This window comes from Phytohabitans sp. LJ34 (assembly GCF_052068095.1).
Lineage (GTDB): Bacteria > Actinomycetota > Actinomycetes > Mycobacteriales > Micromonosporaceae > Phytohabitans.
The window spans coordinates 213,395-224,496 of the sequence record NZ_JBQHDG010000007.1 but is presented as its reverse complement, the minus strand read 5'-3'; the positions used below and the strand labels follow the sequence as shown (position 1 = coordinate 224,496).

Genomic DNA, 11,102 nt, shown 5'->3' with positions numbered 1-11,102 from the left:
AGCTCCGCGAGACAAGCCCCGAAGGGGGTTCTTCGCGGGGCCTACCTCCGCCCATCCTGACGCAGCGTCACCAGCCCAGGGATCGGGACTTCGAGATCTAGGAGGCTTAGGGTTGAAATAGCGCCCTAACTCTCCGAGATCTGGAATCTCGCGCGCTCACACCGCCGCGGCGGTTACCCGCGGCGACGAGACCCCTGTTGCTTTCCCAGAGCGCCGGTCCGGGAGCAGACATTGTGGACGAACAGCGACCGTCGCGGCGGCCCAACGGGGTGAGCGCGACCAGCGGCGGACGGGTGAGGCCGCGGGAGCGGCGGTCTGGACCACGACGCACATCGCGGTAGCTCAAATCTCTGGCTAAATCATCCTTCTCCTAGGCGGTTGGCAATGTCGGTGGCGAAGGCCAGCACCTGCTCCTGGGTGCTGGCCTGCCGCGGAAACACCACGATCGCGACGACGAGGTTGCTGACCCGAAGGAACACGTCGCGGCCGCGCAGGTAGGCCTCGTCACCCACGCCGGGCAACGGCCGCGCCTCCCGGCTCATCGGCCGCAACATCTCGCTCGCGGTCTCCGGCGCGTCCTTGCGGCGCGGGGCGGCCACACCGTACGAGACGGTGATCTTTGGTGCGGCGATGTAGTCGGGATGGTCCTGCGGCAGCAGCAGGTCGCAGCTGTTGGACTCGCTCTGCCGCGTGGTGTAAGCGACGCCGAGCAGCGCGACGCTCGGGGCGATCGTTTCGCAGGCCGGCGGCTCCGCGCTGAACCGACCGTCGTCGTTCAAACCGCCAGTCAGATAGCCGACAAAGACCGCGGCGGCCAGGACGACGACGGCGCCGCCGGCGGCCAGGACGACCCGCCGCCGGCGGCGGCCAGGCGCCGGTCGACCATCCACAGTGGGGATCCCGTCGACCGGCGGCGTATGTGTCGTCTGCACGGCCATCGATGCTAGCGCTCGGTGCGCGGGCCGCACAGGGCGGACTCGACCAGCGTGTCGGCGGCTCGTTGCTGCTGGAGGTAGCCATCCGGGCCGAGCACGCTCGAGACTGACAGCACCACGCTGCGCCGGCCGTCGGCGGTGACGCCGTTGTCGGTGATGTACCCGGACCAGCCGCCGGGGTGGCTCCAGTACGTGCCGCCGCACGGCAGCGGGCGCTCGAAGAGGCCCAGGCCGTAGCGGGCGCCGGGGAGGACCTCCGCCATCTCCGGGCTAATCTCCCGGGTACTCGTCATCTCGGCGAGCTGTGCCGGGCGCAGCAGCCGGCCGCCGAGCAGGGCCCGGAAGAACGTGTTGATGTCGCGCGTCGTGGAGATGATGGCGGAGCCTCCGTCGGGGATGACCTGCTCGGTGGCGTCGACGAGCGCGCCGGTCTCGAACGGCTGGTACGCCCGGGCGTGCGGCCGCGGCATCGCGGGCGAGTATCCCGGCCAGGAGGTCTGGGCGAGGCCGAGCGGCCGGACGATGCGGCGGTCGACCTCGTCGTACCAGTGGCGGCCGGTGACCCGTTCGATGATCATGTCGACGAGGATGTAGCCGGTGGTGGAGTAGCCCCAGCCCTTGCCCGGCTTGAAGTCCGGCCGGTGTGCCATCGCCCGCGCCACAAGCCGTTCGGGCGTGTAGATGTCGTACCGGTGGCGCTGGAAGTCGGCCTCGGTGGCGTAGTCGGGAATGTCGTCGTGGATGCCGCTGGTGTGTTGAAGCAGGTGGCGTACCGTGATCCGCCGGCCGTCGTTGCCCTTGCCGCGCACGACGCCGGGCAGCCAGCGCTCCACGGTGTCTTCCAGGCGCAGCCGGCCCTCGCCGACGAGTTGCAGGGCCACGGTGGCCGAGAGCGCCTTGCCGGTGCTGGCGATGCGGAAGTGGCCGTCCGGCGGCACCGGCCGCCCGGTGCGCAGGTCGGCGACGCCGCTGGTGGCCACGTGGTGGCGGCCGTCGGCGGTGACGAGGCGGGCCTGCACACCCGTGATGCCGAGCGCATGGACGGCATCGGCGTGCCGCTGGAGCTCACCGGGTGGCGACGAGGCGCCGGCCGCGGCCGTCAGGGCCACCAACGCGGTGCCCGCGAACGCGATTCGGGTCAGGAAAGTCCGCATGACGGCATGCTAGGCAGGGTGCGGTGGCCGATCCGATACCGCGAACCCCCGAACGAAAGGTACCGCTAGCCATACCCCGCTCAGGACCGGTCGGGCAGGCCGATCGCCTGTGCCGGGCACAAGGTGACCGCTTCGCGGACCTTGGCGTGCCGCGCCGCGGGTGGATCGGCGTCGAGCAGCAGCACCCGCCCGTCCTCTTCGTCCTGGTCGAAGACGTCGGGTGCGGTGAGGGCGCACATGCCGGCGGCGGCGCAGCGCTCCCGGTCGACCGTGACCCGCACCGCGTCGCTCCTACCAGGACACCGGGAGCCGGTGCACGCCATATACGGCCATGTCGCTGCGCATCGGCACCTGGTCGGGTGGCGCGGCCAGGCGCAGCCCGGGAAAGCGCGCGAAAAGAGCCGAGTAGGCGATCCGCATCTCGATCCGGGCCAGCTGCTGGCCGAGGCACTGGTGCACGCCGTGGCCGAACCCGATGTGTCCGGTCGCCGAGCGGGTGACGTCCAATGTGTCCGGTGCGCTGTATTGCCCGCCGTCGCGGTTTGCCTCGGCCACCGAGACGACCACGGTCTCGCCCTCGGCGACCCGCTCGCCCTCGACGGTCACGTCTTCGAGCGCGGTCCTCGTCAGTCCTGTGTGGATGATGGACAGGTAGCGCATCAGCTCCTCGACGGCGCCCTGCATGAGCTCGGGATCGGCGCGCAGCGCGGCGAGCTGGTCCGGGTGGTGCAGCAGGGCGTAGACGCCCAGGGCGAGCATGTTGGCGGTGGTCTCGTGACCCGCGATCAGCAGCAGCATCGCGACGCCGGCCAGCTCCTCGTCGGTCAGCTCGCCGCCCGCCGCCAGGCCGCCCAGCAGGTCGTCGGTCGGCGCGGCGCGCTTGGCCAGCACCAGCTTGTACAGGTACTGGCTCAGCTCCCCGAGGGCGCCCATGAACTCCTCTTTGGTCGCACCCAGGCGCATCATCGTCGAGGTGTGACGCTGGAACTGCTCGCGTTCGCCATACGGCACGCCGAGCAGCTCGCAGATGACCAGCGAAGGGATGGGCAGCGCGTAGGCCTGGACGAGGTCGGCCGGCGGGCCTTGCCGCTCCATGCCGTCGAGGTGATCCCGCGCGATCGCCTCGATCCTCGGCGTGAGCTGCTGCATCCGGCGGACCGTGAACTGGCCGGTCAGCAGCCGCCGGAGCCGGGTGTGGTCAGGCGGATCCATCCGCACGAACCAGCCGGGCCGCGCCGGCCCCCGCTGCTCGGTGATGAACGGCAGCTTGACCGGGAAGTGGCGCAGGTCCTGGCGGGCGCTGAACCGCGGATCACTCAACACCTGCCGGGCCGCGGCGTGACCGGTCACCAACCAGCCCAGGTGACCGTCCGGAAAAGCCAGCCTGTTGATCGGTCGACCCGCGCGCAGGCGCCGCAGCTCCGCGGGCGGATCGAAGGGGTGGTCGCGCTCCATCGGCAGTGTCATCGCGCCCGGCTGTGACGAGGTCACTTCGCCCTCCTTCGATGCCTCCCTACACCATAGGACAAAGGCCGTCGCGAAGCGACGCCTCGGGTCGAGCTGCCGGCGACGCTCATCGTGCGGGAGAGTACAGCCGCTCCGGCCGTCCGCTGACACCCGAGTGGTCAGTTACGCGGAGGCGACGGTACCTTGGCTTCGCCATCGCATGTGGACAGTCCAGGTTGACCGTCCGACGCCATCCCCGATCCGAACGGACCGCACTGTCCGGGGCTTGACTCCGGAGCGCGTGGCCGCTTCGAGCCGGTGTGTAGCGTATGGCGCTCGCTGGGCGAATAGGGATCGGTTGGCGCCCGCTGGGTGATGCGAGGATCTTGGATCGATCGGGTAGCTTTTGCATACTGCGTTCGAGATTGGAAATCCGCCGAAGTCTTTACGGCCCGTGGCTTCGCCCTTACGTTGAAGTCCGCTTATCTATCGGACCACGGGGGTTGCCGTGCGGGCTTGGCCGTTCGTGTCTTGGGCTTCGATGGTCCGAAGGGGACAGTCGACTGGCCGCCGCCTCGCGGTCGGCCTGGCGATCGCTTTGGTGGCCGCACTGGCGCCGGTGCTGCCGCCGGCATCGGCGGGTGCCGCGCCGGCGCCCGCGCCAGCAGCCGAGCCGTTGACGGCGTTCGACGAGGAGTCGGCGGCTTTGTTGGCATACCGCAAACGCCGCCCGGTGGTCGTGACCAGCTTGACGTCGGAGACGTCGCGGACCGTGGCCCGTCCCGACGGCACGTTCGAGACGACCAGGCATATGGCGCCGGTCCGGACGCGCGACGACGCCGGCTCCTGGGTCGACGTCGACCTGACGTTGGCACGGCGGCCGGACGGGAGCGTGGCGCCGAAGGCACATCCGCGCCGGCTCTGGCTGTCGGGCGCCCGTGCGGCCGGCGAGGGCGCCCTGGTGGGCTTGGGCGAAGGAAGCAAGCGCACGACGCTCGGCTGGTCGGGAGCGTTGCCCGAGCCGGTCCTGGACGGCCGCAAAGCGACCTACGCCGACGTCAAGCCGGGCGTCGACCTCGTCGTCGAGGCACGACCGACGGGTTTCGAGTACTTCCTCATCGTGCGGGACCGCCAGGCGGCAGCCCACGTGGCCTCGGTCGCGATGCCGTGGGACACGGGCGACCTGGCGGTGGCGCGGCGCCCCGCCGGTGGTCTGGAGCTGCGGACTACCTCGGGTGCGGTGGTTCAGGTGCCACCGGCGGAGATGTGGGACGCGCGGCGCTCACCGTCGGGGGAGCCGGTGCGCCGGGCGGAGGTGGGGCTGTCCACCACCGGCGCCGGGGAGAACACGGAACTGGTGGTGACACCCGATCCGGCATTCCTGGCCGACCCGCAGGTGGTTTACCCGGTCACGATCGACCCGTCGGTCAACCTCGAGCCCGCCTTCGACGCGTACGTGCAGGACACCATCGTCAACACCGACAAGTCCGGCGATACCCAGCTGCGGCTGGGATTCAGCGACGACGCGGACGAGGGCTGCGGGTCCGGTTGCACGGCCCGCTCGTTCCTGGCGTTCGGCGGCATGAGCGGCTACGCCGGCGCGACGGTGCTGTCGGCGGAGCTGTTCCTCTGGAACTTCCACTCGTGGTCGTGCACCGCGATGCAGTGGGAGACGTGGCGTACCACCTCGGTGAGCAGCAGCACGCGATGGGGCAGCCAACCCTCGTGGGCCGCCCGCGCCGGCACGTCGACGGGTACCAAGGGCTACAACTCCGGCTGCGGCGACGGGTGGGTGTCCTCGTCGGTGAAGGATGTCTTCCAGTACGTGTTCAACAACAGCGGCAGCACCGCGACGGTGGGTATCCGGGCGACGAGCGAGACGAACCACAACGGGTGGAAGAAGTTCGACTCCTCCGAGGGCACCCACTCGCCGTACGTCCAGCTCGTCTACAACCGCGAGCCGCGGATACCGACCGGCTTGGCCGTCGACTCCTGCTACTCGGCATGCGCGTCGCCCGCGGTCGTGCGGTCGGGCGCACCGCAGGTGGCGGCGGTCATGTCCGATCCGGACGGTGGGACGCTGCGGGCTGAGTACGAAGTGTGGGACAACGCGAAGACGACGCGGAAGGCGGCGTCCGGCACGGCGGTGACCGGCGTGGCATCGGGCACCTCCCGGCCCTGGCGGGTGACGCCCGCGCTGCCGGACGGCACGTACCACTTCAAGGCGCGTGGCTGCGACAGCAACACGTGCGGTGACTTCTCCGGCTGGTTCACCTTCACCGTCAACACCCAGGACCCGTCCCTGCCGTCGGTGTCGGGCACCCCATACGCGGAGAAGCAGACCGGCACCTGGAACGGAGGCCCCGGACAGGCGGGATCGTTCACGTTCGGCCCGAACGGCGCGGCCGACGTGGAGGAGTACGTCTACAGCCTCAACGGCGCCAACGCGGTGACCGTGCCCGCGGGTACCCCGCAGACCCAGAAGTTGACGGCGAACCAGCAGCAGGTGTCCACGGACGAGACGGGATTCACGGCAGGCGCAAACGCGACCATCTGGCGCAGCCCGAATCTCGGGCACGGTGGCATCGGTGCTCTCAAGGTGAGCGTCGCGACGACGTCGGCCAACGTCTACGGCCCCCAGGGCGACACCTACGCGACGGTCGGCGGCGACAACGGCGGCCTGCGGCTGGGCATGCAGCCGGGCAAGCGGTACCTGATGAGCGGGTGGATCTGGGTGCCGGCGACGACCGGGCTCAACCCTCCAGGCACCTTGGGGACGAGTCGCGGGCAGCGGATCGTGTTGTTCTACCGCTCGGGCGGTGCCCAGTTCGAGCTGCCGTCGCCGAAGGCGACCGCGACCGAGGCCTGGAACTTCGTTTCGGTCGCGGTGTCGCTCCCGTCGAACGCGACCGAGGTGTTCGTGCGCATCTACAACGGCTGGCCGCCTGGCTCGAACAAGGCGGTGTACTGGGACGATCTGTCGCTGCGGGAGGTGACCGGCAGCACGACGGTCGCCTCGGTCACCCCGCCGAAAGACGGGCTGAACGTGCTGTCCGTGCAGTCCCGTAACACCGCCGGGTTCACGTCCGACCCGAGGGTCTACCAGTTCCTGGTCACGCCGAACACCGATGTCTGGCACTGGGCGCTGGACGAGGGCACCGGCACCACCGCCGCGTCCGTGCCGAACACCCGCCCCGCGACCGTCTCCGGGACGGGCGTGACATGGGCCGATACCGGGTACGTCGGGGACTCCGCGGTCACGCTGGCCGGTACGGGCGCGCTACAGACCGCGTCACCGGTCGTGAACACCACACACACCGGCGGGTACACGGTGGCGGCGTGGGTGCGGCTGACGGACCCGACGAGCTGGCGCACCGCGGTGGGGCAGGACGGGACTGACACGTCCCGGTTCCGGCTCGGGTTCCGCGACGACCGCGACCTCGACGGCGACAGCGTCGCGGATCCGGCGTGGTGTTTCAGCCTCAAGCAGACGGACTCGTCCGGTGCGAGTTCGGACGCCGCGTGCACCACCGACTACGTCGTACCCGGCGACTGGGTGAGCCTCGTCGGCGTCTACGACCCGATCAACCTCAAGATCAAGCTGTACGTGAACGGCATCCCGGCGGTCTCCGGCGCCTACGCCGAAGCGGCCGTCAACGGCACCTGGGCGGCTACCGGCCCGTTCACGATCGGCCGGGCGATGCACCTGGCCGGCGCGGGCGACCTGTGGATCGGCGACGTCGACCACGTGTACGCCGCCCAGCAGATGTGGGACGACAACGAGATCCAGCAGTTCGCTTCGCAGTAGCGGTTCCACCCGGTAGCAGGTCGGTGCGGTTCGCGAGATGGGGAGGCGCCGTGGGCGCTGTGCGAAGGTCACGTCCGTTCGCGGGAACGGCGATGACCGTGGCGGGCCGGTTCGCGCGACGCGCGGCGGGAGTCGTCGCCGCCGTCGTGGCCGCTACGGTCGCGCTCAACGCGGTCGCGGTGGCCGCACCGCCGTCGTGGCAGCCGCCGAAGCCGAAGGATGTCACCGGGGTAGCGGTGACCCCGGTCAAGGCCAAGCAGCGTCCAACATGGACAGCTGCCGGCCGTGAGGTCAAGGCGCCGCCGACGGTGGCCTGGCCGGCGCCGGGCAAGGCAACGGCCGACCTGGCCACCGCGGCCACCTCGGCGCGTGACCTTTCCGTCGCACCGGTCGCGCGGGCTGGATCCGTGTAGCCGGGCTCGTCCGGGTGGTTGCCGCGATGGGGCCAATGATGAGGTCACTGCCTGGGATCAACTTGAACTTGACGGGGCGACCGTCATACGTGCCGAGACTCCAGTCACGGCACCTGGCTTTCCAGTCCGTAAGTACGACGGCACCGTCGAAATCAACGGCCAATGGTACGGGATCGAGACGAAGGGCGGCACCGCCAAACGAAGCCCTGCCCAAAAGGCATTCGACGACTGGTTGAACGAGCCGGGGAATTCGGTCACGACAAAAGATGGTAGAACGCTGGTCGGAGTCTTCGACGTTTGGGTCGACCGATAGGGGCTTGGGGCGATGATAGTATGATCGACCAACCGACAGTGGTTCCGGCCGTCCGAGCGCAGGGGGAGCAGTGAGTTTCGACCTGACTTTCTGGTTCGAAAGCAAGTCATCTACCGCGGAGGAGGCGGCGCAGATATACGATCGGCTTACCGATGGTGAGTTAGGTGTGTGTGTGATCGCAATCCGGCGGTGGGCGAGTTCTACGACGAAGTAGTCGGCATTTTCGGTGACCTTACCGAGGAGAACGCCGAAGAATCACCTTGGACATCGCCGTTGTATCGAAACGAAGAATGCGTCATCGCCAACATCGCATGGTCCCGCCATAGAGAAGTCGCACCGATGTTGGTAGAACTGGCAGCGAAATACGGGCTGACCTCATACGACCCTCAGGATCGAATAGTTCGTCATCCCGCTCGTTGATCGGGCGGAAGCTCCGCACGTCGTCACCCTCGATCCTGCTTCAGGCTGCGCGCGGTCTCCACCAGACCGCCAACCTGCTCGGGCGTCAGGGCGCTCGCGGCCGCCACCAGCGACCCGATCTCCATGGTCGCTTTGTAAGGCTTGGGCCGCCCAGGTGTGGGGACCGTCGATAGGCCGGCGATGACCAGTAAATCGGCAAGGTCCAGCTGCAACACCGGCGCGATGTCTTCGAGGATGTCCGCGGTCGGTGGGACCGCTCCGGTGAGTAGTTGATTGATTGTCGCTTCGGCCCGTGCCGATGCCCGGCTCATGGCTCTCGGGGACAGCCGGCGATTGTCCATCAGCCCCCGCAAGATTACGGCGAACTCCGCGCTCATTCTCAGAGATTACTGGGCGGCGAGTGCGACTGCCGCCCGGTCGCGGCGGTTTTCGGCGAGGCAGAGTACGTAGTCTTCGCCGCGGCCGCGTTTTTCGAGCCACGTCGCGGTCTCCGGGTACGCGGCGCAGGCTTTTTCGGGTTCGAGGTCCTCGCCCTCGACGCGGCCGACGATCACCCACTGGGCCTTGTCCTTGTCGCAGTCCGTCGTGCGCATGGAGACGGGGTTGCCGTCGTTCATGCACTGGCCGACCTTGGCCACGTCGGGGGAGCCGAGAAGGTAGTGGCCGCCTTAGGCCCCGCCGAAGACGACTCCCATGAGGAGGACGAACAGCACCGGGCGGAGCGGCTTTATGGCGTAGACGCGGCGAAACAGCGACACGGATTCCTCGCAGCGGTGGAAACGTGGGGGGCGGCTGGGAGGAGATGTCACCGGGTCCGGTGTGCGACACCCCCGGTTCAGGCGCCCCCGGGCACCCGCATGACCCAGATCGGCAGCGGCTCGGTCATCGTGCGCACCACCTGCCATCCGGCGCGGCGGTACATCTCGACGTTGGCCGGGTTGCTGGTCTCCAGGACCGCCGGGAGGCCGTCCGTGGCGGCCCGGCTCAGCCCGGCGCGCATGACCGCGCGGCCCCAGCCGCGGCCGGCGCTGGCTGGGTGGGTGGCCAGGACGCCGAGGTACCAGAACGGCGCGTCGGGCAGCGCGGCGTGCACGGCCTTGTCGTAGGCGAGGACGCGGGCGAGCGGGCCGGCGGGCAGCTGAGCGGACAGGTCGCCGCCGGGGGAGTCGTCGGGCGCGCGGGGAGGCTCCCAGATCGCGGTCGACGCGCCGCCCTCGATGGTCCAGATCGTCTGCTTTCGCACGCGCTTGTCGAAGAGGTGCCCGAAGAAGGCGGCGGCGTACCGCGAGTAGGTCGCCTCCTCGGGGAAGAGGTATCGCAGGACCGGGTCGTCGCCGAACGCGGCGACCATGCTGCCGACGACCGCCTCGCGGTCCGCGGGGGTGGCGACGGTGATCTCGGGTGTCCGCACAGTCTCGCACTCTATCCACGCTGAGCTGGGCGTTCCCAGGTGCCGGCGGCGGCGGAGCGGACCATGGCGTCGAGGGCCTCGGCGCTGCGTACGGCGTCGTCGAGGACGGTGCCGAGCGGGGTGCCGCGGGCGATGGAGCGGACGAAGCGGGCGGCTTCGATGACTTTGAGGTCGTCGTAGCCCATGCTGATGCCGGGGCCGGGCTGGAACGCCGCGTACTCGCCGTGCAACGGTCCAGCGTAGACAGTGCTAAATGGCTGGTCCTGGTAGGCGGTGCCGGTGCTGACCCGCAGCTCACCCATCCGGCGGAAGTCCCAGGCGACGGCGCCGGTCGTGCCGTGTACCTCGAAGGTGTAGCTGTTTTGCTCGCCGACCGACGTGCGGCTGGCCTCCAGCACGCCCCGCGCGCCGCAGGCGAAGCGCAGCAGGCAGGACACGTAGTCCTCGTTTTCCACCGGGCCCTTCTCGCCGCCCGTGGCGCGCGCGTGGCCGGCGGTGGCGCCGGTGGGGCGGGCGCGTTCGGGCACGAAGACGGCGGTGTCGGCGGTGAGCGCGTCGATCTCGCCGACGAGGAAGCGGAGCAGGTCGACGCCGTGCGAGGCCAAGTCGCCCAGGACGCCGTTGCCGCCGAGCTCCCGCCGGTACCGCCAGGTGAGCGCGCCCTCGGGATGGGCGGCGTAGTCGTTGAGCAACTGCACCCGCGCGTGGGTGACGTCGCCGATCTCGCCGGCGGCGATGAGGTCGCGGGCCACCTCGACGGCGGGTGCGTTGCGGTAGTTGAAGCCGACCGTGCCCTGTACCCCGGCCGCCGCGGCGGCGCCGGCGACCGCGCGGGCGTCCTCGGCGGTCAGCCCGACCGGCTTTTCGATCCAGATGTGCTTGCCCGCCTCCGCCATCGCGACGCCGATCTGGCGGTGCAGGAAGTTGGGCGCGGTGATGCTGACGGCGTGGACCCGTGGGTCGGCGGCGACCTCCCGCCAGTCGCGGGTGGCGGTGTCGAAGCCGTAGCGGGACACGGCCTCGGCGGCCCGGCCGGGCACCTCGTCGGCGACCGCGACGAGCGCCACGGTCAGCGGCAGCTCGGGGTAGTGGTGCGGCAGGCGCGTGTACGCCTGGGTGTGCACCCGTCCCATCCAGCCGAACCCGACGACCGCGACGCCCAACGTCTCCACCATGCGACCCCCGTGACTCAGTTTCGCGGC

The 11,102-nt window shown here is 69.8% G+C and carries 11 protein-coding genes; 3 read left to right on the top strand and 8 right to left on the bottom strand.

Annotated elements, in window-relative coordinates; all coding sequences use genetic code 11:
- Nucleotides 1-359: 359 nt before the first annotated feature.
- The 4 genes from ACTMTJ_RS15185 to ACTMTJ_RS15170 form a co-directional block, all read right to left on the bottom strand.
- Nucleotides 360-932 carry a hypothetical protein gene (locus ACTMTJ_RS15185; protein ID WP_441217034.1) on the bottom strand — a complete coding sequence of 191 codons (573 nt, stop codon included), beginning with the start codon at nucleotides 930-932 and terminating at the stop codon, nucleotides 360-362.
- 11 nt (nucleotides 933-943) lie between these two features.
- Nucleotides 944-2,089: a serine hydrolase domain-containing protein gene (locus tag ACTMTJ_RS15180; RefSeq protein ID WP_441217033.1), complete on the bottom strand. Its 1,146-nt coding sequence runs from the start codon at nucleotides 2,087-2,089 to the stop codon at nucleotides 944-946.
- An 80-nt stretch (nucleotides 2,090-2,169) separates the two neighbouring features.
- The gene (locus ACTMTJ_RS15175; RefSeq protein ID WP_441217032.1) at nucleotides 2,170-2,370 is read right to left on the bottom strand and encodes a ferredoxin; all 201 of its coding nucleotides are present in this window, start codon (nucleotides 2,368-2,370) and stop codon (nucleotides 2,170-2,172) included.
- Between the two features lie 10 nt (nucleotides 2,371-2,380).
- Nucleotides 2,381-3,580 (bottom strand): cytochrome P450, encoded by a 1,200-nt coding sequence (locus ACTMTJ_RS15170; protein ID WP_441217031.1) that lies wholly within the window; start codon nucleotides 3,578-3,580, stop codon nucleotides 2,381-2,383.
- A gap of 496 nt (nucleotides 3,581-4,076) precedes the next feature.
- Between ACTMTJ_RS15170 and ACTMTJ_RS15165 the strand changes: the two genes are divergently transcribed.
- From ACTMTJ_RS15165 to ACTMTJ_RS15155, 3 genes are all read left to right on the top strand, one after another.
- Nucleotides 4,077-7,343, top strand: a complete 3,267-nt coding sequence (locus ACTMTJ_RS15165) for a DNRLRE domain-containing protein (protein ID WP_441217030.1) — start codon at nucleotides 4,077-4,079, stop codon at nucleotides 7,341-7,343.
- 92 nt (nucleotides 7,344-7,435) lie between these two features.
- Nucleotides 7,436-7,756 carry a hypothetical protein gene (locus ACTMTJ_RS15160; RefSeq protein WP_441217029.1) on the top strand — a complete coding sequence of 107 codons (321 nt, stop codon included), beginning with the start codon at nucleotides 7,436-7,438 and terminating at the stop codon, nucleotides 7,754-7,756.
- Between the two features lie 502 nt (nucleotides 7,757-8,258).
- Complete coding sequence (locus ACTMTJ_RS15155) at nucleotides 8,259-8,489, top strand: hypothetical protein (protein ID WP_441217028.1); 231 nt, start codon at nucleotides 8,259-8,261, stop codon at nucleotides 8,487-8,489.
- Between the two features lie 23 nt (nucleotides 8,490-8,512).
- On the opposite strand, the gene ACTMTJ_RS15150 is transcribed toward ACTMTJ_RS15155, so the two are convergent.
- The 4 genes from ACTMTJ_RS15150 to ACTMTJ_RS15135 form a co-directional block, all read right to left on the bottom strand.
- Nucleotides 8,513-8,866 carry a helix-turn-helix domain-containing protein gene (locus ACTMTJ_RS15150; RefSeq protein WP_441217027.1) on the bottom strand — a complete coding sequence of 118 codons (354 nt, stop codon included), beginning with the start codon at nucleotides 8,864-8,866 and terminating at the stop codon, nucleotides 8,513-8,515.
- Between the two features lie 9 nt (nucleotides 8,867-8,875).
- Nucleotides 8,876-9,106: an LppU/SCO3897 family protein gene (locus ACTMTJ_RS15145; RefSeq protein WP_441217026.1), complete on the bottom strand. Its 231-nt coding sequence runs from the start codon at nucleotides 9,104-9,106 to the stop codon at nucleotides 8,876-8,878.
- A gap of 218 nt (nucleotides 9,107-9,324) precedes the next feature.
- Nucleotides 9,325-9,900, bottom strand: a complete 576-nt coding sequence (locus tag ACTMTJ_RS15140) for a GNAT family N-acetyltransferase (RefSeq protein ID WP_441217025.1) — start codon at nucleotides 9,898-9,900, stop codon at nucleotides 9,325-9,327.
- Between the two features lie 11 nt (nucleotides 9,901-9,911).
- The gene (locus ACTMTJ_RS15135; protein WP_441217024.1) at nucleotides 9,912-11,075 is read right to left on the bottom strand and encodes a Gfo/Idh/MocA family protein; all 1,164 of its coding nucleotides are present in this window, start codon (nucleotides 11,073-11,075) and stop codon (nucleotides 9,912-9,914) included.
- Nucleotides 11,076-11,102: the final 27 nt, after the last annotated feature.

Excerpts from the sequence above, each read along its gene's own strand:
- ACTMTJ_RS15180 (WP_441217033.1), bottom strand. The coding sequence starts at position 2,089 with ATGCGGACTTTCCTGACCCGAATCGCGTTCGCGGGCACCGCGTTGGTG.
- ACTMTJ_RS15165 (WP_441217030.1), top strand. The coding sequence starts at position 4,077 with ATGGTCCGAAGGGGACAGTCGACTGGCCGCCGCCTCGCGGTCGGCCTG.
- ACTMTJ_RS15160 (WP_441217029.1), top strand. The coding sequence starts at position 7,436 with ATGACCGTGGCGGGCCGGTTCGCGCGACGCGCGGCGGGAGTCGTCGCC.
- ACTMTJ_RS15150 (WP_441217027.1), bottom strand. The coding sequence starts at position 8,866 with ATGAGCGCGGAGTTCGCCGTAATCTTGCGGGGGCTGATGGACAATCGC.
- ACTMTJ_RS15145 (WP_441217026.1), bottom strand. The coding sequence starts at position 9,106 with ATGAACGACGGCAACCCCGTCTCCATGCGCACGACGGACTGCGACAAG.
- ACTMTJ_RS15135 (WP_441217024.1), bottom strand. The coding sequence starts at position 11,075 with ATGGTGGAGACGTTGGGCGTCGCGGTCGTCGGGTTCGGCTGGATGGGA.